The sequence below is a fragment of the Flavobacterium sp. LMO6 genome, from assembly GCF_009495795.1.
In the GTDB taxonomy this organism is placed as follows: domain Bacteria; phylum Bacteroidota; class Bacteroidia; order Flavobacteriales; family Flavobacteriaceae; genus Flavobacterium.
Genome location: NZ_WIBH01000008.1, coordinates 124564 through 147046, shown reverse-complemented (window position 1 = coordinate 147046; position 22483 = coordinate 124564). Strand labels below are relative to the sequence as shown.

26 protein-coding genes are annotated in these 22483 nt (G+C 30.1%); 16 read left to right on the top strand and 10 right to left on the bottom strand.

Going from position 1 to position 22483, the window contains the following annotated elements; all coding sequences use genetic code 11:
- Window positions 1-196 precede the first annotated feature (196 nt).
- From GFJ99_RS09940 to GFJ99_RS09905, 8 genes are all read left to right on the top strand, one after another.
- Window positions 197-445, top strand: coding sequence for a type II toxin-antitoxin system ParD family antitoxin (locus GFJ99_RS09940; RefSeq protein ID WP_133606406.1), 249 nt, complete (start codon window positions 197-199; stop codon window positions 443-445).
- Complete coding sequence (locus tag GFJ99_RS09935) at window positions 442-741, top strand: type II toxin-antitoxin system RelE/ParE family toxin (RefSeq protein ID WP_153208576.1); 300 nt, start codon at window positions 442-444, stop codon at window positions 739-741. The genes GFJ99_RS09940 and GFJ99_RS09935 overlap by 4 nt, the downstream gene beginning before the upstream one ends.
- A 155-nt stretch (window positions 742-896) precedes the next feature.
- Window positions 897-1520, top strand: a complete 624-nt coding sequence (locus GFJ99_RS09930) for a hypothetical protein (RefSeq protein ID WP_153208575.1) — start codon at window positions 897-899, stop codon at window positions 1518-1520.
- A gap of 239 nt (window positions 1521-1759) precedes the next feature.
- Window positions 1760-2626: a CPBP family intramembrane glutamic endopeptidase gene (locus GFJ99_RS09925; RefSeq protein ID WP_153208574.1), complete on the top strand. Its 867-nt coding sequence runs from the start codon at window positions 1760-1762 to the stop codon at window positions 2624-2626.
- Window positions 2610-2969 (top strand): cupin domain-containing protein, encoded by a 360-nt coding sequence (locus tag GFJ99_RS09920; protein ID WP_153208573.1) that lies wholly within the window; start codon window positions 2610-2612, stop codon window positions 2967-2969. Before GFJ99_RS09925 ends, GFJ99_RS09920 begins: the two co-directional genes overlap by 17 nt.
- Window positions 2970-3239: 270 nt before the next feature.
- Window positions 3240-4355: a two-component regulator propeller domain-containing protein gene (locus tag GFJ99_RS09915; RefSeq protein ID WP_153208578.1), complete on the top strand. Its 1116-nt coding sequence runs from the start codon at window positions 3240-3242 to the stop codon at window positions 4353-4355.
- A 137-nt stretch (window positions 4356-4492) separates the two neighbouring features.
- On the top strand, window positions 4493-4948 hold the full coding sequence (locus tag GFJ99_RS09910) for a DUF1569 domain-containing protein (RefSeq protein ID WP_153208572.1): 456 nt from the start codon (window positions 4493-4495) through the stop codon (window positions 4946-4948).
- 65 nt (window positions 4949-5013) lie between these two features.
- Entirely contained in the window at window positions 5014-6087 is a 1074-nt protein-coding gene (locus tag GFJ99_RS09905; RefSeq protein WP_153208571.1) for a two-component regulator propeller domain-containing protein, read from the top strand.
- A gap of 28 nt (window positions 6088-6115) precedes the next feature.
- Here GFJ99_RS09905 and GFJ99_RS09900 read toward each other — a convergent pair whose 3' ends face one another.
- The gene (locus GFJ99_RS09900) at window positions 6116-6742 is read right to left on the bottom strand and encodes a rhomboid family intramembrane serine protease (RefSeq protein WP_153208570.1); all 627 of its coding nucleotides are present in this window, start codon (window positions 6740-6742) and stop codon (window positions 6116-6118) included.
- Between the two features lie 83 nt (window positions 6743-6825).
- Between GFJ99_RS09900 and GFJ99_RS09895 the strand changes: the two genes are divergently transcribed.
- Window positions 6826-7707 carry a lysophospholipid acyltransferase family protein gene (locus tag GFJ99_RS09895; RefSeq protein WP_040470947.1) on the top strand — a complete coding sequence of 294 codons (882 nt, stop codon included), beginning with the start codon at window positions 6826-6828 and terminating at the stop codon, window positions 7705-7707.
- A 19-nt stretch (window positions 7708-7726) separates the two neighbouring features.
- Here GFJ99_RS09895 and GFJ99_RS09890 read toward each other — a convergent pair whose 3' ends face one another.
- Genes GFJ99_RS09890 through GFJ99_RS09880 form a run of 3 tightly spaced genes read right to left on the bottom strand, consistent with a single transcriptional unit; the run spans window position 7727 to window position 10490 of the window.
- A complete protein-coding gene (locus GFJ99_RS09890) occupies window positions 7727-9214 on the bottom strand; it encodes an aminotransferase class V-fold PLP-dependent enzyme (protein WP_153208569.1) in 1488 nt (495 codons plus the stop codon).
- Between the two features lie 29 nt (window positions 9215-9243).
- Complete coding sequence (locus GFJ99_RS09885) at window positions 9244-9720, bottom strand: hydrolase (protein ID WP_153208568.1); 477 nt, start codon at window positions 9718-9720, stop codon at window positions 9244-9246.
- A 2-nt stretch (window positions 9721-9722) separates the two neighbouring features.
- Window positions 9723-10490 (bottom strand): MBL fold metallo-hydrolase, encoded by a 768-nt coding sequence (locus GFJ99_RS09880; RefSeq protein ID WP_153208567.1) that lies wholly within the window; start codon window positions 10488-10490, stop codon window positions 9723-9725.
- Window positions 10491-10606: 116 nt separating this feature from the next.
- Here GFJ99_RS09880 and GFJ99_RS09875 point away from each other — a divergent pair, with 116 nt between their 5' ends.
- On the top strand, window positions 10607-12070 hold the full coding sequence (locus tag GFJ99_RS09875) for a TonB-dependent receptor (RefSeq protein ID WP_162523963.1): 1464 nt from the start codon (window positions 10607-10609) through the stop codon (window positions 12068-12070).
- A gap of 214 nt (window positions 12071-12284) precedes the next feature.
- Window positions 12285-12758 carry a 23S rRNA (pseudouridine(1915)-N(3))-methyltransferase RlmH gene (gene rlmH / locus GFJ99_RS09870; protein WP_153208565.1) on the top strand — a complete coding sequence of 158 codons (474 nt, stop codon included), beginning with the start codon at window positions 12285-12287 and terminating at the stop codon, window positions 12756-12758.
- A 39-nt stretch (window positions 12759-12797) separates the two neighbouring features.
- Here the strand turns inward: rlmH and GFJ99_RS09865 are convergent, their stop codons facing one another.
- The 4 genes from GFJ99_RS09865 to folP form a co-directional block, all read right to left on the bottom strand.
- The gene (locus GFJ99_RS09865) at window positions 12798-13394 is read right to left on the bottom strand and encodes a hypothetical protein (RefSeq protein WP_153208564.1); all 597 of its coding nucleotides are present in this window, start codon (window positions 13392-13394) and stop codon (window positions 12798-12800) included.
- 40 nt (window positions 13395-13434) lie between these two features.
- Window positions 13435-14223 (bottom strand): hypothetical protein, encoded by a 789-nt coding sequence (locus GFJ99_RS09860; protein ID WP_153208563.1) that lies wholly within the window; start codon window positions 14221-14223, stop codon window positions 13435-13437.
- A 111-nt stretch (window positions 14224-14334) separates the two neighbouring features.
- Window positions 14335-15072, bottom strand: a complete 738-nt coding sequence (locus tag GFJ99_RS09855) for a hypothetical protein (protein WP_153208562.1) — start codon at window positions 15070-15072, stop codon at window positions 14335-14337.
- 3 nt (window positions 15073-15075) lie between these two features.
- Window positions 15076-15897, bottom strand: coding sequence for a dihydropteroate synthase (gene folP / locus GFJ99_RS09850; protein ID WP_153208561.1), 822 nt, complete (start codon window positions 15895-15897; stop codon window positions 15076-15078).
- 89 nt (window positions 15898-15986) lie between these two features.
- Between folP and GFJ99_RS09845 the strand changes: the two genes are divergently transcribed.
- From GFJ99_RS09845 to tpiA, 4 genes are all read left to right on the top strand, one after another.
- Window positions 15987-16526 (top strand): DUF1599 domain-containing protein, encoded by a 540-nt coding sequence (locus GFJ99_RS09845; protein WP_153208560.1) that lies wholly within the window; start codon window positions 15987-15989, stop codon window positions 16524-16526.
- Window positions 16527-16770: 244 nt separating this feature from the next.
- A complete protein-coding gene (locus tag GFJ99_RS09840) occupies window positions 16771-17859 on the top strand; it encodes a MauE/DoxX family redox-associated membrane protein (RefSeq protein ID WP_153208559.1) in 1089 nt (362 codons plus the stop codon).
- 141 nt (window positions 17860-18000) lie between these two features.
- Window positions 18001-18501 carry a TlpA disulfide reductase family protein gene (locus tag GFJ99_RS09835; RefSeq protein ID WP_153208558.1) on the top strand — a complete coding sequence of 167 codons (501 nt, stop codon included), beginning with the start codon at window positions 18001-18003 and terminating at the stop codon, window positions 18499-18501.
- Window positions 18502-18505: 4 nt separating this feature from the next.
- The gene (gene tpiA / locus GFJ99_RS09830; RefSeq protein WP_153208557.1) at window positions 18506-19255 is read left to right on the top strand and encodes a triose-phosphate isomerase; all 750 of its coding nucleotides are present in this window, start codon (window positions 18506-18508) and stop codon (window positions 19253-19255) included.
- Between the two features lie 109 nt (window positions 19256-19364).
- Here tpiA and rho read toward each other — a convergent pair whose 3' ends face one another.
- Window positions 19365-21137: a transcription termination factor Rho gene (rho, locus tag GFJ99_RS09825; RefSeq protein WP_008257549.1), complete on the bottom strand. Its 1773-nt coding sequence runs from the start codon at window positions 21135-21137 to the stop codon at window positions 19365-19367.
- Between the two features lie 188 nt (window positions 21138-21325).
- Between rho and GFJ99_RS09820 the strand changes: the two genes are divergently transcribed.
- Window positions 21326-21736, top strand: a complete 411-nt coding sequence (locus tag GFJ99_RS09820) for a DUF4293 domain-containing protein (RefSeq protein ID WP_153208556.1) — start codon at window positions 21326-21328, stop codon at window positions 21734-21736.
- 166 nt (window positions 21737-21902) lie between these two features.
- Here the strand turns inward: GFJ99_RS09820 and GFJ99_RS09815 are convergent, their stop codons facing one another.
- On the bottom strand, window positions 21903-22397 hold the full coding sequence (locus tag GFJ99_RS09815) for a metallophosphoesterase (RefSeq protein WP_153208555.1): 495 nt from the start codon (window positions 22395-22397) through the stop codon (window positions 21903-21905).
- Between the last annotated feature and the right edge of the window lie 86 nt (window positions 22398-22483).

Genomic DNA, 22483 nt, shown 5'->3' with positions numbered 1-22483 from the left:
CAATGGCTACTTCCGGATTTTCCTACGGAAAATCCGCTGCTGAATGGAATGTTTTATTATATTTGTAACGGCTTGGTGTTGGTGCAACGCCACTGAAAGCATGCTACCTACCGTTGGCAGTAACCATAAAAAAACTCTCCGTAAAATTTGATATTATACCAAAACTTGGTATATTTGTTTTTTAAATTTATTTGTCATGGCAAAAAACACATCAATACTATTAGGAGATTATTTTGATGATTTTATTAATCAGCAATTAAGAAGTGGTCGGTTTTCTTCTGCAAGCGAAGTTGTAAGAACTGCATTAAGAATGTTTGAACAAGAAGAATCAAAAAAAGCTGAACTTATCAAAGAACTTAAAAAAGGAGAAAAATCTGGATTTGTAAAAGATTTTAACAGAGATACTTTTTTAAAGGATTTACATAACAAACATTTGAGTAAATGATTTACAAAATAAGTAAAGAAGCATCAAATGATCTTGAAAAAATCTGGCTTTATACAATTGAAACTTGGTCTGCAGAACAAGCTGACAGGTATTTGAATTTGATTTTTGATGAAATAGAATATCTATGTCAAAAACCAAATTCCGGTTCTGATTTTAGCCATGTCAGAAAAGATTATTTACGTTCTCAGGTCAAATCCCATTTTATTTTCTACAAAATCAACGAAAAACAAAGTAAGTTAGAGATTATCAGAATTCTCCATCAACAAATGGATATAGAAAATCGGCTAAACGAATAAAATAGCATCCGCTAACAGCGGTTTAAAAATATGGCTACTTCCGGATTTTCCTACGGAAAATCGGCTGCTGAATGGAATGTTTTGTTATATTTGTAATGGCTTGGTGCTGGTTTTTCGCCACAATTTTCAAGCCGCGAAACGTTAGCAGAAATTATATGAAAAGAACAGCTTTAATAGCATTATTATTGATATTATTCAATACTATTTTATATTCTCAAAACAAGCTTAATAAATATTACAATACCAATTTTGAGAATATTAGCGAAAAAGAATTCAATGCCTTTTTATTAAAAGGTAATTATCACTATAACGGTTTTGAACTTGAAGATAAATTTGCATTTATCTTATACCAACCCAAAACAAAAGGAAAACTATCTACTGAAGAATTAGAAAAATTGAACAAGAGTTTACTTAATAAAGGTAATCTCAATAACAACAACATTACAATAATAATTTTTTATCCTGGAAAAGATAATTGTAATGGAATGGAAAGAAATTCTACATGGAATATTTTTGACAATGAATACTTAAAACAAGTTAAGAAAAACTCGTTTAACAGTTTTTGGATATATAAAAGTGACGAAAATTTAAAATATTATCATCCTAAAAAAGTTGATTGGAAAAAAGATGAGGATCAAATAATCGAAAATTTATTTTTTAAAATGCATTATCCATGTTTTAGTTCTGCAGTAATTGATAAAGATGGAAATTACATTTTAAACTTAGGTGAATTTGGAAAACAAGATATCAGAGAAGATATACAAAAACTAACAAAATAACCACTGCTAACAGCGGTTACAAGAAATTACTAGGCTTGTTTTTTTGTCATAAGTGGTAATTATTGAATCAAAGTTTTGTCTTTATTTGTAATCGTTAGTTAATGAAGTAAGCAACTTCTACAAGCGCCAAAACGTTACCTGTAAGCTCAGACAACGACAGAAAATTTAAATCTATTTTCTTGTAACGATTTTCCATTCCTTTCGTCAAATCAATCAATCAATCAATCAATCAATCAATTATGAATCAATCAATCAAAAAAATCTTGTATTTCCCAATTACAAAAATAATTTTGGGAATCACTGTTTGCTTTTCTCTTTTTGTAGTAGTACAAAATTTTGTATCAAAACCACTATTTTATAGTATAATCGAAGACAAAAACATTGCCGACCCTTTAATCCATCTGGTTTCTTTTTTGGTGTTACTTTCAAGTTACTATTTTTTCTTTCGCTGGTATGAAAAACGAGAAATTAAAGAACTTTCAATAAAATACTTGCCTAAAGAAATGTTTGGTGGATTTGCAATTGGATTTTTTGCAATTTCATTATCTATTTTTATATTATATCTGTTGGGATATTATCATATTATTAACATACTTACAGATGATTATTCCCTTAAATTATTCATGACACTGGTTGTTGCAGCTCTAATTGAAGATCTTTTTACAAGAGCTTTATTATTACGCGAATTAGAAAACTGGCTAGGAACTAACATTGCAATTCTAATAATAATGGTAATTGAAACTTACCATATTTTTAATCCTAACACAACTTTGTTTAGCTTTTTTGTATCACTGTGTTGGGGATTTACAATGTCAATGCTTTTTGTATATACTAAAAGAGTTTGGTTGCCTTTTTTCTTTCATTTAGGTTGGAATTTTGCGCAACCTTTTTATGGTTCAAACCTTACAGGATTAGATGATATGGGCAAAATTATTCATTCTAAATTTGAAGGTCCAGTTTTGTTTACAGGCGGAGGAATTGGAATTGAAGATTCTATTATAACTGTATTTATTTTGTTTTCAATAGGTGTTTTTTTATATCATCGTTCTAATAAAGAAGGTAAAATAATCAAAAGAAAAAAAATAAGTTATGAATTTAAAAAATGAGTTTTCAAAAGTTGATAAATATTTCTCCCCCAGAATAATTGGAGAAGTAAACGACCAATTTATTAAAGTAGCCAAAATAAAAGGACAAGAAATTCCTTGGCATAATCACGAAAGTGAAGACGAATTATTTTATATTGTTGAAGGTTCTTTGTTAATGGAAATTGAAAATCAGGAAAATTTCGTCATGCAAAAAGGGGATTTTTATGTTGTAAAAAAAGGAATCAATCACAGAGTTTCATCTAAAGAAGAATGCTTAATAATGCTAATTGAATCAAAAACAACAGAACATACTGGAAAAGTTAAATCTCAAATCACAAAATCAATTGACGAGCAAAAATATTGATAAAAAAAACGTAGAAAAGTAGAGCCGAACCGCTAACACAGGTTTTCGCTATTGCGGATTTTGGGCTTAATTTAAAGTTTGGTATGTATCTTTGAAGTGAGTGAAAAACCGAAAGTTTTGGTATATTTATCCACTACTGCAACAAGTTGCCTAACGTTTTGCGTTATTTTAACGTAGACTCAAGAATCTAATTGAATTTTAAGACAAAAAAGCTTAAAATTGTAGAATAAAAACAGCTCACAAAAGACTAAACAGATAACTTTTGAAAAAATGAATAAAATTAAAATGACATTACACACAATTATACTCCTAAATTTTATCACAATTTTCATTTCTTGTAACGGACAAAATAATCAAGTTATTTCTGTTCCAAAAAGTAACAACCAGAGTACAAAACTATCTATTGGAGAAAGCGTAAATGAATTAGATAAAACTATTTGGACCATTTACCAAGACAAGAAATCTAATTATTGGTTTGGAAGCAAAGAAAATGGTGTATTCTATTACAATGGTCAAAAATTGAAACAGTTTACAATAAAAGATGGTTTGGTTAGCAATGAAGTTCGAGGAATTCAAGAAGATAAATTTGGAAATATTTTCATTTCAAGTCTGGGTGGCATTAATAAATTTGACGGGGAAAAATTAACCACATTACCTGTAATAGAAAGTAATGATTGGAAGTTGGACTCAAATGATTTGTGGTTTTATATGTTGGGTAAAACTGGAGAAAGTGGAGTTTATCGCTATGACGGCAATACCGTACATCATTTAAAATTTCCAAAACACTATATGGAAGATGAATATTATAAAGTAAATGGAAAGCGCCCCTGGAGTCCTTATGACCCATATACTATTTATAAAGATCGTAAAGGTAATATTTGGTTTGGAACTGCCGAATTTGGTGTTTGTCGTTACGATGGAACAACGTTAAGTTGGATGTATGAAATGCATTTAACTTTAATTGAAGGTGGAGGCTCTTTTGGTATTCGTTCAATTATTGAAGACAAAGAAGGGAATTTTTGGTTTTGTAATTCTAGTTATCGTTACAAAATACTTCCTGCTAGTTTAATTAAAGAAGACAAAGTTTTAATAGACTACAAACGAGAAAAAGGAATTGAAAATGTAAAGTCGCCAGATGGAAAAGATAAGATTTACTTTATGTCGGCAACAGAAGATGATAAAGGAGACCTTTGGATGTTAACCTACGAACAGGGAGTATGGCGATATAATGGAAAAACCATTACTCAATATGAAGTTAAAGATAATAATAAAGATATTAAACTATTCTCCATTTACAAAGACAACAATGGCTACTTATGGCTTGGAACACACGAAAACGGTGCATATAAGTTTAATGGAACATCATTTGAAAAATTTAAACCTTAATAAGGTATTTCATGTCAAAAGCTAAAAAAATGATTTGCTTGCAACAAACATTTACTTATATTTACTAAAATCTTTATTAAAAAATAATTATTTCCCTAGATAATTTAAAAGATACATATTAATTTTAAAAAAATACTATGAAAAACATATTTACAATTGAAGTATCAAACGAAATTATTGACCGAATAAACAACTTAACACCTACTGCCAAACCTACTTGGGGAAAAATGAATGTTGCTCAAATGCTAGCCCATTGCAATGTTAGTTATGCACAAGCTTATTATCCTGAAAATTTTAAAAAACCTAATTTTTTTCTAAAACTAATTTTAAAAAATCTAGTAAAAAGTCATGTAGTAAATACAAAACCATTTAATAAAAATGGTAGTACGGCTCCTGATTTTATTATTACTGATACTCGAAATTTTGAGAATGAAAAATCAATTTTAATTGAAAATATAAAAAAAACACAACAACTTGGAGCAGCCTACTTTGAACAAAGAGAAAATTTTTCGTTTGGCAAATTAACTGCTTCTGAATGGAATAATATGTTGTATAAACACTTAGATCATCATTTAAATCAATTTGATGTTTAAAACTAAGGTATTTCTACAGTTTCTTGTTTTGGTTTCTATTGTCTAAAATTATAAACTTAATTTAAATGTTAAAAATTAAAACAATATTATTTTCATTGCTATTATTGTTATTTATTATTTCATGTAAAGGGCAAATTAAAAGACCCGAAATAATAAAAATACACAAAGACAGCATAACTTTAAGAGCAGAATTGTTGCCCGAATATAGAAATAGTGTTCATGATAAAGAATACCAAGGAAACCAAATAAGTGGTGTTATTAGAACTGTTTTTCAAGATAAAAAAGGTGATTTTTGGTTTGGTACACAAAATGGCCTTTGTTTATATAATAAATATGGTTTAGTCTATTTTGAACTTAAAGACGCTAATGGTCAAAATATAACGGTTCATGCTATTATTGAAGATAAAATTGGAAATATTTGGATAGGTTATGGTGGAGGTATCGCAAAATACGACGGAAAGTATTTTACTGTATATTATCAGAAAGAAATACTTATTAATAATGGGCTTTGGAGCATGATGATGGATAAAAAAGGAAAACTTTGGATTGGTACTACTCAAGGCGTTTTTACCTTTAATGGAGAAGTATTTGAACATTTTGAAATTCCTGAGGGAAAAATAGATGATACAAGAGGAATTAGTACTACTAAAATAATTCATTCTATTATAGAAGACCAAAATGGTAAAATATGGTTTGCAACTAATGGTGGGGTTTACATTTATGATGGAAATTCTTTAAAAAATATTTCTGAGCAAGACGGACTCCAATCTGATTTTGCAAGTCAAATAATTGAAAGTACAGACGGAAATTTTTGGATTTCAACCACTACAGGAATATTTCGATATAATGAAAAAACATTAACTAATATTACCGAAAAACTTATAAATAAAGACGGTAGCATTGGTTGTATTTATGAAGATAAGAATGGTATACTTTGGTTTAGTGTTAACAAACGTGATATTTATAGTTACAATGGCAAAGAATTTACAAAAATTAAAAATAAAGAAAATGACTTTACCCCATTTCCTTTCCAAATTTATCAAGATCAAAAGGACAGAATGTGGTTTGTAGGTTTTAAAGGTGCGTACCGATATGAAAATGATTCTTTTATTAATGTAACCAGAACTGGTCCTTGGTAAAAAAGTATTTTTTTTTTTACAAATCAGTTTATAATTTATTCATCTTTTGAAGTATAAACAAAACTACAATTGGCACTAATAAAGCTACTACAGTGGTAGTTTGTGAAGAAATTAACTCAGGGTATTTGGCTAATGTAATTCCGTAACCACCAATTGCCCCACCAAAATGCGCTACATGACCAATATTGTCATTTTTAGCTTTCATTCCGTAAATAGAAAACAGCAAATAGGCAAATCCAAAAATATAGCCCGGAATAAATCCATACATATACAAATTAGGTTCTAATAAAATAGCACTAAAAATAACACCCGTTACAGCACCTGAGGCGCCGACAGCTCGATACGAATAATCATTTTTATGAAAATAAAAAGTTAGTAAATTTCCTGCTAATAAACTTCCGATATAGATATAAAGAAAATAAAAAACAGTAGTATTGTAAATTACATATGGTGCAAAAAAATACAAGGTAAACATATTAAAAAACAAATGTTGAAAATCTACATGTAAAAATCCTGAGCTAAACATACGTAATTGCTCTCCAGATTTAATGCTTCCAATATGAAATTCGTATTTTCTAAAAAAAGAACTATCGTTTATAGCTTTATAACTTATTAGTGCATTAACACCTATAAGTAGTAATAAAATAATGTTCATGAAATGTATTTTTTGTAAATTTAGGAATACTTTATCAAATTTACTTACAACTAAAAAAGTATATTTGTAAAAAATTTTAAAGAATGCAATTATTAGTTTACCTACTTATCTATCCTTTATTGCTGATAATATCTATACTACCTTTCCGTATTTTTTATTTATTATCTGATATTGTTTGTTTTTTAACTTACGATGTAATTGGATATCGAAAAAAAGTGGTTAGAAACAATATAAAATTGGCTTTACCTCATTTATCTGATAAAGAAAGACTTGCCATTGAAAAGAAATTCTATGTTCATTTATGTGATATGTTTCTAGAAATGATTAAAACTATTTCTATATCTCAAAAAGAGATGGAAAAACGTTTTACTTTTAGTAATATGGAAGTGTATTATGAATTGGAAAAAAAGAACAAAAGTATTGCTTTAATGTGTGCTCATTATGCTAGTTACGAATGGGTTATTTCGATGAATTATTACATAAATCACAAAGGATACGGAATTTATAAAAAATTAGCCAATCCGCATTTTGATAAACTAGTAAAAAGAATTCGTTCTAAATTTAAAGCAGAATTGATTCCGACAAAAAATACAATTCCAATAATTACAGAAAATTACAAAAATAACATTTTAAGTATATATGGTTTTGCTAGTGATCAATCGCCAAGACCTAACTCAGCTCATCATTGGACTTCTTTCATGGGACATGTTGTTCCTGTTCATACCGGAGCTGAAATGCTTGCCAAACGTTTTGATATGAATGTAATTTTTTTGAAAGTTAAAAAAATTAAAAGAGGCTACTATGAAGCAAGCTTTGAAGTACTTTCTGATGATGTCACTTCTGTTCCTAATTATGAAATTACTGATAAATTCTTAAAATTAGTTGAAGAACAAATACACGAAGCACCTGAGTTCTACTTTTGGACACATAAACGTTGGAAAAATATAGAAGGAAAGCTCAAGTAATTACTGAGCTTTCCTTTTTTTAAACCTTAAACCAATTGTGAACCATTTCTTTGATTTCGCCTTTAGCACTTTTGTGAACGAATTCATTGTTTTTAGGATTGTATTCGTAATCTAATTCCCATTCTTTATGATTAGCTGCTAAAGCTTTAATATTTTCGCAAACAAATGCTATCTCTTCTGTTGTTGTTGTTGGATGAATTGACATTCTAATCCAGCCTGGCTTTTGAATTAAATCTCCAGATGAAATTTTACAAACTAAATCATGAGATGTTTCCTGATCTACATGCAATAAATAATGTCCGTAAGTTCCGGCGCAACTACAACCACCGCGAGTTTGAATTCCAAATTTATCATTTAATAATTTTACGCCTAAATTAAAATGTAAATCATCAATATAAAACGAAATTACACCTAAACGATCTTTGTGCTCATTTGCTAAAATGTGTAAATTATCAATATTTCCTAGAGTTTCAAAAATATAGTCGACTAACTCATGTTCGCGATCTAAAATATTTTGAACGCCCATTTTTTCTTTCAATTGAATAGCCAAAGCTGTTTTCATTACTTGAAGAAAACCCGGAGTTCCTCCATCTTCCCTATCTTCAATATTATCAATATATTTATGTTCACCCCAAGGATTTGTCCAACTAACCGTTCCCCCACCAGGACAATCAGGAACATTATTTTTATATAAGTTTTTATTAAAAATCATAACTCCAGAAGTTCCAGGACCTCCTAAAAACTTATGAGGAGAAAAGAAAATTGCATCTAAATAACTTTCAGCATCTTCAGGATGCATATTAATGGCCACATACGGCCCCGAACAAGCAAAATCTACAAAACAAACTCCGTTATTTTGATGCATTAATTTTGCAACTTCATGGTAAGGTGTTTTAATTCCTGTTACATTTGAGCAAGAGGTAATAGAAGCAATTTTAAAACTTCTGTCATTATATTGATCTAATAATGTTTTGAATTCCTTCATGCAGAACAATCCGTTTTCATCTGCCGGAATTACCACTACATCTGCAATGGTTTCCAACCAAGAGGTTTGATTGGAATGATGTTCCATGTGAGATATAAAAACAATTGGTTTTATAGCCTCTGGAATTGCTGTAAACTCTTTTAAATTTTCAGGAATACGAAGTCCTAAAATACGTTGTAATTTATTTACAACTCCAGTCATTCCGGTTCCATCGGTAATTAAAATATCTGAATCTAAAGCATTTACATGATGTTTAATAATATGACGTGCTTCATGATAAGCCATTGTCATTGCGGTACCTGTAACCGAAGTTTCAGTATGCGTATTGGCTACAAAAGGACCAAATTCATTCATTAATTTCTCTTCAATTGGTCGGTATAATCTTCCGCTTGCTGTCCAATCGGTATAGATTATTTTCTTTTCTCCAAAAGGTGATTGAAAATTTTGATTGATTCCAATTATATCTTTTCTAAATTCATCAAAATAAGCTTCTAATTGGGTTTTTGTAGTTGTAGTCGACATTGTACTGAATTTTTACTCTTTAGTTTATTTTAATATAAAACCGTTTCAACTGTTTCAAACTGGGTTGGTTTTCCTTCTGTAACAAAATATTTTAGCAGAATTTGTCCCCATAAATCTCCGTTAGAAAATTCGGCAATAATCCATCTATGATTTAAGGTTTTAGACGTATTAATTAAAAAAGCTTTTCCATCAATTGGTTCATAAGGCACTAAAGGATTTCCGTTTTTGTTTTCATTTAAAGCAACAAGATCTTCTTTTACTTTTATTGCTACTTTTTGATAATCTAAATTACTAGAATAAAAGTATTCTTGCGCATCTTCATCACTTTCTAATGCAAAATAATTTGCACTAGCCAAGCTTGAAACAGAATCTCTTGAAATTTTAAGATGCTCTTTTATTTTAACTACTTCATTGTCTTTTGCTTCTAATATTTTATTAGCATTAACGTATTGAAAAACATTAAACAGTAACGAAAAAATTAAAGCATACATTATTACATTTTTCATAATTATTCTAAATTTATTTCAAGGTTATCATAAGCTACAAACACATTTTTAGGTAATTTATTCTGAATTTCTTCATGAAATCCAAACAAATGACTAATGTGTGTTAAATAGGTTGTTTTTGGTTGCACCAAAGATATGAAATGTAAAACTTCTTCTAAATTAAAATGTGTAGCATGTTGTTCTTCTCGTAAACAATTAACAACTAATACTTCACAATTTTTAATTTTATCAATTTCTGAAGTTTCAATGGTTTTTACATCGGTTAAATAAACAAAATTTTGAATGCGATATCCAAAAACTTGTAACGAACCATGATAGGCATTAATTGGAATAACAAATTCGTTATTAACTAAAAACGGTACATTATTTATTACTTCATTTTCTATTACAGATGGAGCGCCCGGATATTTATTTTCTGTTTGAAATATGTAATCAAATCTTTTTTCTAAATTTTTTAAAACTCTAGTATGCGCATAAATAGCAATTGCTCCTTGTTTGAAAAAGAATGGTCGAATATCATCTAAACCTGCTGTATGATCGGCATGCTCGTGTGTAAATAATAAAGCATCAATTTTTGGACATTTTGAAGTTAGCATTTGTTGTCTAAAATCGGGGCCGCAATCAATTACAATAGAATTATTATCGGTTTCAATCCATACCGAAACACGCAATCTTTTGTCTTTATCATCTGAACTTAAACATACCGAGTGCTGGCTTCCAATTACTGGAATTCCTTGAGATGTTCCTGTTCCTAAGAAATATACCTTCAATTTGTAAAGTTTTGCACAAAAATAACAATAATTATGGTGTTATTTTACAAAATGATTAACTTTGCAATTGAGGACTAAAATTAACTACTGCCCCAACAATTATTTCAATGAAAAGTATGGTTACAAATATTAAAGTTCGTGGAGATAAAGTTATCGAACAAATCCCTTCGATTAAAGACAAAGCACTTCGTATAAATCTGAATGAAAGTATTTACGGAACCTTTGCTGAGATTGGAGCCGGACAAGAAACTGTTCGTAACTTTTTTAGAGCTGGAGCTTCTTCCGGAACTATAGCTAAAGCAATGTCAGCCTATGATAAAGATTTTAGTGATGCCATTTATGGAATTGAAGAAGATGGTAGATATGTTACAGAAAGTCGTCTTCGTAAAATGTTAACTCATGAGATTAATCTTGTTGAGCAACGTTTAGATAGAGAGAAACATCCCGATAAATTATTCTTTAGTTATGCAAATACAGTGGCAACTATTGATTTTGCAAAACAATTTAAAGGCCATGGTTGGGTAGGAATTGTTTACCAAGTTGAACCAGATGAAGATTATAACGAAATTATACTTCACATTCGCTTTAAAGAAAACGATGCTAAACTACAACAAGAAACCTTAGGTATTTTAGGTGTAAACTTAATTTATGGTGCCTTTTACAAATATAACGATCCAAAAAAATTACTTCGCTATTTATACGATCATTTAGATAAAGACCAATTAGAGATTGATACAATTAATTTCTCAGGTCCACGTTTTGCTAATGTTGACAACCGATTAATGAGTCTTCAATTAGTGAAAAATGGCATGACAGATGCCGTAATGTTTGGTCCTGATGGAAAAAACATACTTCCAGCAGCTGTTTTGTACAAGAAAAATATCTTGGCATTAAGAGGAAGTTTTAGACCGGTTACTAAAGTAAACATGAATATGTATGAAAAATCATATAACATGTTTATTCAAGAAAACAAAGTAGACAAAGAGAATACTTTTGTTGTGTTTGAAATTACACTTTCTAACTTAAAAGCAGAGGGCGAAATTGACGAACGCGATTTCTTAGACCGTGCTGAACTTTTATGTAAGTTAGGACAAACCGTTATGATTTCTAACTTCCAAGAATATTTTAAAGTGGTGGAATATTTCTCTAACTACTCTAAAGCGCGTATGGGATTAGCTATGGGAGTTAACAATTTAGTTGAGATTTTCGACGAAAAATACTACCGCCATTTATCAGGTGGAATTTTAGAAGCGTTTGGAAAATTATTTTACCGCGACTTAAAAGTGTATTTGTATCCTATGAAAGATGAATTAGGAAACATTATTACTTCTGAAAATTTAAAAGTACATCCTAGAATGAAAGAGTTATACAAATTCTTTAAATTCAATGGAAAAGTAATTGATATTAAAAACTTTGAAGAAAAGAATTTAGATATTTTCTCAAGAAAAATTCTAAAAATGATTTGTAAAGATGAAAAAGGCTGGGAAGATATGCTTCCTAAAGGCACATCAGACATCATTAAAAAAGAAAAATTGTTCTCTTATGCTTGTGAGGTTGATTTTAAAGAAAAGCAAACGTAAAAATAAATTAATCTATTTATATTCCATAATTTTAAAAAAAACACATAGAAACATAGGTAAAAAAGGGCAATATAGCCCAATAATTGGTTACACAAAGCCTATGTTAACTATCTAAAGTAAAACGTCTTTTTACTTTTTAGTTCAAATCTATGTTCCTATGTGTTAAAATAATCACTCCAAAAAGAGTAATTATTCATTTAAAAAAACAAACCACATGAACATTCGTCTTTTAACTATTGGGAAAACCGATAATAAATCGTTACAAACCTTAATTGATGATTACACGAAGCGTTTGTCTTTTTATGTGAAATTTGATTTGGAAATTATTCCCGACATCAAAAATGTAAAAAATTTATCGGAAGCACAGCAAAAAGAAAAGGAAGGCGAATTAATTCTTTCTAAAATCACCCCAACCGACCATTTAATTTTACTAGACGAAAACGGCAAAACTTATAGTAGTGTTGGTTTCTCTGACTTTTTACAAAAGAAAATGAATGCTGGAACTAAAACCTTAGTATTCGTTATCGGTGGTCCGTATGGCTTTAGCGAAACGGTTTACCAGAAAGCGCAAGGCAAAGTTTCCTTATCCGAAATGACGTTTTCGCATCAAATGGTTCGCTTATTTGTCATCGAACAAATTTATAGAGGTTTCACGATTTTGAGAAACGAACCGTATCATCATCAGTGAGAATAAGGTAAAAGGATAAAGGAAAAGGGTAAAGGGAAACTAATTCATCCAAGCACCTACTTTTTTCTTTTCCCAAGAATTATTTTTTTTACTTAGTAAATATTCTATTCCACTATACATATAGTCAACTCTTAAAAGAACTTTATTTCTTTTTTTATTGAAAATAGGTCTTTGAAGCATAATAAAAGCATCACCAAATTCAGGATTCCCATTTAAAATATTTATTTTTTCTATTTCTTTTGGAATTGAATCATAATCTACTTTATCAAGAACTTTTTTAAAGTTATAAATTTGAAAACCAAAGTTTTTTAATTCAGTTGTTTTAAAACAATCTAAAGAATCAATTTGATTTTTTATAAATGTAGTATCTTTTTCTTCTAGTAATTCATACAAAATCTCATAATCTGAATAATTTTCAAATCTGCTAAAATTCCATCTATGAAAATCACAATTAGAAATAATTATTCTTTTTGTAGGAATCAATTTTAAATTTACAGTATCAGATAAAACTTCGTTCAAAAATTGAATACATGTTTCATCGGAAACTGAATCATCGTTAACAACCTTGCTTTTATCTTCATTACACGAAATAAAAACAAAACCTATCAAAAAAAAGAATAATTTCAAATATCTCATAAAACTAATTAACTCCTTTCAAAAACTTCCTATTATTTTTTTAATCAATTAACACTTTACAATATTTCATCTCATATTTAAATTCACTACCAACATTCAAAATCTTCCCTCGATATTCTAAATTATTATAAGGCAACATTTCTATAATTTTAATTTCGAGAGTAAAGTGTTTTCTTTGTTTATTTACAATTACACCTTTAATTAAGAAATCATAATCTTGATACGGACAATTTTTACAAATTGAGTAATTACTACTTATTGTTTTTTTTGTTATATCCAACCCAAATGGGATTCTTACAGTGTCTCCTATTTTTAAGTTTTTAAAATCATTTTTATTTATTCTATCTAATTCCTTTAATTCCTTCCCTATTTTGTCTAATTCTGGTTTTTGTGCTACAAAATATCTATCGTAACAGATATTATTATTTTGAAAAAGTCTATTATTAATAGCCTTTAAATGTATGTTATTCAAATTATCATATCTTTTCTTACGAAGTCTATCGATTTTTTTTGACGAAATAAAATCATAAATTACAAAATGCATCATTATAACTTCAATATTATCACAATCATCCTTCATCTTGATGTCAGCAAATTCCATGCCTGTATAGCGAAAGAATAAACTATCCGTTTTTTGTAAAATATTAATTTTAAATCGACCATCAAAATCCGTTTCTCCAAGAAGTTCATTATCAGAATTTCTAATTTGTGCTCCAGCTAGTGGCACCAAATCTTCAGAAATCACTTTACCGTAAACACTTCTATTTTGACCATTGACAAAAAAACCTAGAAAGAGTATTAGAATTATAATTACGTATTTAATCTTCATAAACTATTAAATTTATTAAGTTGGATTCTCCAAACTCTTTACTCCCAAATCCCTACTCAAAACTCACTACTCAAAACTCCCAACTTCAAACTCCCTACTCACAACTCGAAACTACAACTTACACCCACATTCTGGCAATTTCTTCTCATCATAAACAAACTCAAAAGAAGACAATTGAATTTCAGCATTTGTTGCTTTCCAAGCCAAGATTTTATTTTGAATGTATTGCTCATACGTTAAGCGATTATCAAAATTCAAATGCAGCATCGTAATTTTTCCATCACTAGTGAAGTCGGCAAATTCTTTAATAAATTCGATAAATTCATCTCTTTCAATATCGTTTCCATCCACAGTAATTTTGTTGTCTTTATTGAAGTTTACGGTAAAATTATGGTACGTTCTATAATGTTCGGCATGACTTTTAATAAAGAACTTAGAAAAATGTTTACTATATTTATATTGCACATCGGTAAATGGAAAAAATGCTAAATTTTTAGCCACACTATCAGAATAGGTAAAAACATTCATCGTTCCAACTTTTGAATGCGAACTGCTTTTCTTTTTTTCTTGTAATTGCATTACTTCCGGAATAACCAATTTTAAAGGCAAACGCTTATCTATATTAAAAACCCAGTTGGTTGATGAAATAGAGTTTTTACGATTTACCTCTACAATTGTATCTAATTTCTCTTTAAAATCGGGATTTTCTTGAGTTTTAAAAAACATATAAATAGGAGAATGATCTGTTATTTCTTTCATAACAGAAACATTTTCTTGTGGTAATAAAACCTCTGTATTGTTACAAGAGAACAAACCCATCAATGCAATAATAGCGACTAATTTCTTCATTATTTATTTTAATTTACTGACTAATTTAATACATTCCACTGCTTCTTTTACATCGTGAACGCGTAATATTTTTGCTCCTTTTTGTAAGGCAATCGTATTTAAAACCGAAGTTCCGTTTAAGGCTTCTTCCGGATGAGTATCTAATACTTTATAAATCATGGATTTTCTAGAAATACCAGCCAACAAAGGCATTTCTAACATAGAAAACAACTCCATTTTTTGTAATACTTCGTAATTCTGCTCTAATGTTTTGGCAAATCCAAATCCGGGATCTATAATAATATCTGAAATACCAAAACTTCTCGCTTTATTAATTCGCTCCGAAAAATAGAATATCATTTCCTTCAAAATATCATCATATTGCGATAAACTTTGCATCGTTTGTGGATTGCCTTTCATGTGCATCATAATATACGGTACTTTCAAATCAGTAACAGTTTCCAACATTTTTTCATCTAATAAACCTGCCGAAATATCATTTACTATTGCAACACCATGTTCTACCGCTTCTTTAGCAACATTGGCCCTAAAAGTATCAACCGACAAATTAATCATGGGAAAAGTAGCTACCAATTGTTTAACTATAGGAATTAACCGTTTGATTTCTTCTTCTTCTGAAACAAATTCGGCATTTGGTTTACTAGAATATGCGCCAATATCAATAAAATCAGCACCTTCAGTTAGCATTTTTTCTACTTGCTGTATAATCGAATTAATTTCTTTATGCTTACCACCATCGTAAAACGAATTTGGTGTAACATTCAAAATTCCCATTACTTTTGGTAATGTTAAATCGATTAGTCTACTATTACAATTGATTGTCATTTTATTTGTATTTCTTTTTACTTTTGACTTTTCACTTTTGACTTAATTCATTACTTTTGGTAAAATTTCACACAAATATAAAGCAAATAATGTCGAATACTTCTCAACAATATGATAAAGTTATAGCGGTTTGTCGCGATTTATTTTCAAAAAAAGCACATGATTACGGAACTGCATGGCGAATTTTACGTTTACCTTCATTAACAGATCAGATTTATATAAAAGCACAACGAATTAGAAGTTTACAAGAAAATGAAGTTCGTAAAGTGGACGAAGGTGAAGCATCAGAATTCATAGGAATTATTAATTATTGTGCAATGGCTTTAATTCAAATGGAAAAAGGAATTGCAGATCAACCTGATATGAATGCTGATGAATCGGTGCTATTATATGACGAAAAAATTGCACTGACTAAAGCCTTAATGGAAAACAAAAATCATGATTACGGTGAAGCTTGGCGCGAAATGAGAGTAAGCAGTTTAACCGATTTGATTCTTCAAAAATTACTTCGCGTAAAACAAATAGAAGATAATAAAGGAAAAACTTTAGTTTCGGAAGGAATTGATGCTAATTATCAAGACATGATTAATTATTCGGTTTTTGCCTTAATTTTAATGGAAAATAAATAACAAGTCGTTAACACCTTACCTTTTTAGGAAGTTGTATTTTAGCGTTATAATTTTGTTATTACACAGAGTTACATAGAGATTTTTTTGAATTAGCTTGTTTTTTTTTGAGATACACCGAGAAGTTTAACCTAAACTTCTAAATCATCAAAATCTCAATAAAAAGATTTAAAAAATTATTTAAATTTCTTCAATCTGTGTTCCGAAAACTTATAATTTGTAATTTATTACGAGAAATTTAAAAACTATGAAAAAAGAAAACTTAAGTTGGATTTTACGCCTTATTATTTCAGCCTTATTTATACTTTCAGCTGTTGCTAAATTATATCCATCGCCATATTTTGCAATTTCAACTTTTGAAGTAAAACAATTGTATCCGTTAGGTTTTTCTGAAGGTTTAGCACCTTATTTTTCAAGAATTTTAATCGGAATCGAATTTGCTTTAGGAATTTCAATTTTATTAAAAGATTACTTAAAAAAAATTACGATTCCCGCAACCATTTTATTATTAGGCGTTTTTGTAATTCATTTAAGCTATACGACTTTTATAAGTGGAAATGCTGGTAATTGTGGTTGTTTTGGCGAGTTACTTCCTATGACACCGGTAGAAGCCATCATAAAAAATATCATCGCTATTGGATTATTAGTTTGGTTATTTAAATTATTACCAGCAGATAAAAAATCGAACTTTTGGCTATTAAAATCGGTTGGATTAGGTTGTGTTTTAGCGCTTTTCATGTTGGCTCCTATTCGTCCAGTTGCAGAAAATATTGAAGCACCTATTTCTGAAATGCAAGAAAATTTAGGCATTGTTGCCGATTCTACTTCTTCACTAACTACTGAAGTTCCAGAGGTGGAAGTTTCTCCAGTAGAAATACCAAAACCTGAAGTAGTAGCAAATACAAGTAAGATAGAAGAAGAAACTCCTAAGAAAGTAAAATCGGGCTACGAAAAATATTTTCCAGGAATTGATAACGGCAAGAAAATTCTGTGCTACTTTGTTCCGGGTTGCGACCATTGTATGGATACCGCAAAAGAATTGAATGAAATGCGTAAAAAAGACAAGAACTTTCCTCCTGTTTTTGTAATTTTCATGAACGAAGAACCAGAGAAAATCCCGACCTTCTTTGAATTTGCAGGAACTAAATTCCCATACAAAATGATTGATGTTATTCCGTTTTGGACAGAATTAGGTTCTGGAAGAGACACACCAGGAGTAAAATATCTTTGGAACGGAAACGAATTTAAATATTACGACGGAATTAGTGATAACAAATTCAATGGTACTGAGTTCAAAAAGCTAATAAAAAAACCGTATTCGGAATTAAAAAAATAATTTTAAACACATAGAAAATTTTAAAGCGTTGTCTATTGTGATAAAATCCTAAGATTTTATTCTAAAAACAACTTTTAAAAGAAAGCTATTAAAATAAAAACTATGTGCCAATGTGTTTTAAATAAATAAAAAAGTAAAATTATGATAAAGAAAATATTCGTTTTAGCTACCATGCTAATCACCACATTAGGCTGTGCTCAAAAAGAAGAAACCACATTTAAAAAAGAAGGTTTAGAAAACGTAATGGTTAACATGGAAAATCAACCCATTACATTTGCTGAAATCTTAAAAAAGAATGAAGGAAAAACAATTGTAATTGATGTTTGGGCTTCTTGGTGCTCAGACTGTGTAAAAGGAATGCCAAAAGTTAAAGCTTTACAAGAAAAATATCCAGATGCTACTTATCTATTTATCTCGATGGATAAAACCTATGAAGCTTGGTTAAAAGGGATTGAAAAACACCAACTAAAAGGTGAACATTATCTAACTTCCGATGGAATGAAAGGTGTTTTTGGAAAATCGATCAATTTAGATTGGATTCCACGCTATATGGTTGTGGATAAAACAGGTAAAATTGCACTTTATAAAGTAATTGAAGCCGATGATGAAAAATTAATAAATATAGTAGACTCTTTAAAATAAAATCATGAGAAAAAACATTGTTGCCGGAAACTGGAAAATGCATAAAAACCAACAGGAAACTATTGCATTATTAGAAGAAATCATAGCAAATCATCCTAAAACTGCTACCGAAATAGTAGTTGCTCCAACCTTTGTTAATTTAGCAAAAGCGGTTGAAACTACAAAAGAACATAACATTACTGTAGCCGCTCAAAACATGCATCAAGCAGAAGGTGGCGCTTATACAGGAGAAATTGCAGCTGGTATGTTAACCGATATTGGTGTAAACACCGTAATTTTGGGTCACAGTGAAAGACGTGCTTATTTTCATGAATCCGATGCCTTGTTGGCTAGCAAAGTAGACACTGCTCTAAAACATGAAATGCGTGTTATTTTCTGTTTTGGCGAGGAATTAAAAGATCGTCAAATAAACAATCATTTTAATATTGTTGAAAATCAATTACGCGATGGTTTATTCCATTTAGAAAAGAAAGATTGGGCTAGTATTGTTTTAGCATACGAACCAGTATGGGCAATTGGAACAGGTGAAACGGCTTCTCCTGAGCAAGCGCAAGAAATGCATAAATTTATTAGATCGTTAGTAGAAAAAGTATACGGATTTGATATTGCAGACAACCTAACTATTTTATATGGTGGAAGTGTAAAACCTGACAATGCAAAAGAAATATTCTCAAAACCTGATGTTGATGGAGGTTTAATAGGTGGCGCTGCCTTAAAAGCAGAAGACTTTTTAGCTATTGTGAATGGGTTTTAATTTTGTTGGAACACGGATTTAACGGATTTACACAGATTTTATAATGACTTTAATTCATTAAATAGATATTCAAAATAAAAAACTCCGATTTTCATCGGAGTTTTTGTTTTTATTGATTCATCGAAATTAAAAATTCTTCGTTGTTTCGTGTTTTCTTAAATCTATCGTGAATGAAATCCATTGCTTCCACTGGGTTCATATCAGCTAAGTATTTACGCATTATCCACATTCTGTGAATCGTGTTTTCGTCTAATAATAAATCATCACGACGCGTACTTGAAGAAACCAAGTCGATTGCAGGGAAAATACGTTTGTTAGAAATTCTTCTATCTAATTGTAACTCCATGTTACCCGTTCCTTTGAATTCCTCAAAGATAACTTCGTCCATTTTAGATCCAGTTTCTGTTAATGCTGTAGCGATGATACTTAACGAACCACCATTTTCTACATTACGAGCTGCTCCAAAGAAACGTTTTGGTTTTTGTAAAGCGTTGGCATCTACTCCACCACTTAATATTTTCCCAGATGCTGGTTGTACTGTATTGTATGCTCTTGCTAAACGTGTAATAGAATCTAATAAGATAACTACATCGTGACCACATTCTACTAAACGTTTTGCTTTCTCTAAAACAATATTAGCAATTTTTACATGTTCTTGTGGTTCTCTATCAAAAGTAGAAGCAATTACTTCTCCACGCACACTACGTTGCATATCGGTTACCTCTTCTGGTCGTTCGTCGATAAGTAAAACAATTAGATACACTTCAGGATGATTAGCAGCAATTGCATTTGCAACATCTTTCAACAACATGGTTTTACCTGTCTTTGGTTGGGCCACAATCATACCACGTTGTCCTTTTCCTATTGGAGAAAACAAATCGATAATACGAGTTGAAATGGTACTGTTTCTATCCGCTAAATTGAATTTTTCTGTTGGGAAAACAGGCGTTAAATGTTCAAAAGAAATTCTATCACGAACTACCTGAGGATCATGCCCGTTAATTTTTAACACTTTTACAAGTGGAAAATACTTCTCCCCTTCTTTTGGCGGACGAACAACTCCTTTTACAGTATCACCCGTTTTTAAACCAAATAAACGAATTTGAGATGTTGATAAATAAATATCATCAGGAGATGCTAAGTAATTATAGTCAGATGAACGTAAAAATCCGTAACCATCAGGCATCATTTCTAAAACACCTTCACTTTCAATAATTCCGTCGAACTCATAATCAGGTTCTCTAAAATTAGGTTTTTTATTTTGGTGTGGATTTTTGTTGGTATTGTTTCCGTTTGAACCTTCGCTTGGATTATTCTTTTTATAATCGGGATGGTTTGGATTATTTTGATTTGCCTTATAATTTGGATTTTTAGACAAATTTTTCTCGTTTTGAGCAATTTCTGTAGCTTCTGAAGTTTCTGCAGTTGTAGTTTCTTCTTTGGTAAGCGCTTCTTTATTTGCTTTTTGTGGCAAAGGTTTTTTATCTTTAAAATCTTTACGAGGTAACTTATTGTTTGGTTTTGCAACAAAATCTTTCGTTTCTGCTACTTTAACCTCTTCTACAACCACTTCTTCTTTAACTGGAATAATTTCCTCAGGTAAATCTTTTAAGGGTTGCGAAAACAAGTCTTTTTTAATTTTTGGCGCTTGATTTACTTCTTTTTTAGGAAGCATTCGCGCTCTTTTTTCTTTAGGTTGATCAGCTAGTTTTTCGGCTGGTAATTCAGTTTTAATTACTTCGGGTTTAGCTGCTTGTAAATCTAAAATCTGATAAACCAAATCATCTTTTTTAAGAGAACGGTATTTATTGATTTTAGCTACTTTTGCAATCTCTTGCAAATCAGAGAGTTTCATCTCCTTTAATACTTCAATATCAAACATGGATATAAGTTGAATAAAATTGTTGATTGTTTTAAATCAAAAAAAGATAGATTTTTTTTTGAGGCGTAAGATATCGTAGAATGAAGTACTTACGAATAATACTATGCAATAGTACGAATAAATTTGGATACTACAATAGTTTTTATTGAAAAGAAATACTATTTTTGCTTAACAAAATTAAAAGTAGTATGTTACAAAGAATTCAAACGGTATATTTAGGAATCAGCGCTATTGCGATGGGAGCTTTACCTTTTGTTTTTTCATTATGGACAACAACAGATAAGAAAGAGGTATTTTTTACAACATCTTTACTTTACATTGTGTTTTTTGTAGTATCGGCTTTATTGGCGGTTTTTAGTATTATCAATTTTAAAAAAAGACAACATCAATTTGTATTAAACAGATTGAACATGATATTTAACTTTATTTTACTAGGATTTTTTGTGTATCGCTCGCTAAACTTATCCGGAGAAACTTTGGTTTCAGAGAAGGGTATTGGGATGTTTCTTCCTGCAATTTCTATCGTTTTATTAGTCTTGGCCAACAAGGCAATTAAAAAGGACGAAGATCTCGTAAAATCTGTTGATCGATTACGATAAACCTATCATCTTAGTTTATTAGTGCGAAGAAAAAATCCGAAGCGAAAGTTTCGGATTTTTTTGTTTATACTATTTTTTGTCAAGTCGAGCGGAGTCGAGACTCGTAATTATCAAGAAAAATTCTCGACTCCGCTCGAACTGACAATCACCAATCATCCAAAACCCATTACTTCTTCCCTAACTCAATCACCTCCAAACTCTGAATTTTATCACCGTTAATTTCAAAACGCAACATCGTTCTTACTTGATGAAATCCATATTTTCCACAAGCGCCTGGATTCATATGTAATAAATTTAACTTTTTATCAATTTGTACTTTTAAAATGTGTGAATGTCCGCAAATGAATAATTTTGGAGGATTTTTTGTGATTTCGGAACGTATTGCTGGGTTGTATTTATCTGGATAACCTCCAATATGGGTAATCCAAACCTCAACTCCTTCGCAGAAAAAACGATTGTTTAATGGAAACTCCATTCGGGCTTTGTCATCGTCTATATTGCCATAAACACCTCGAAGTGGTTTTAACTTTTTTATGGCATCGGTAACCGCTAAATCGCCAATATCACCAGCGTGCCAAACTTCATCGGCTTGATTGACGTATTTTAAAATGACATCATCCATGTGGCTATGGGTATCAGATAGCAGTAGTATTTTCTTCATGAAACAAAATTAAGTTTTTATTATCACAATTAGAAAGGAACTTTACTTTTGAATTTTGTAAATTTGCATCTTATTAAAAAGTCTGA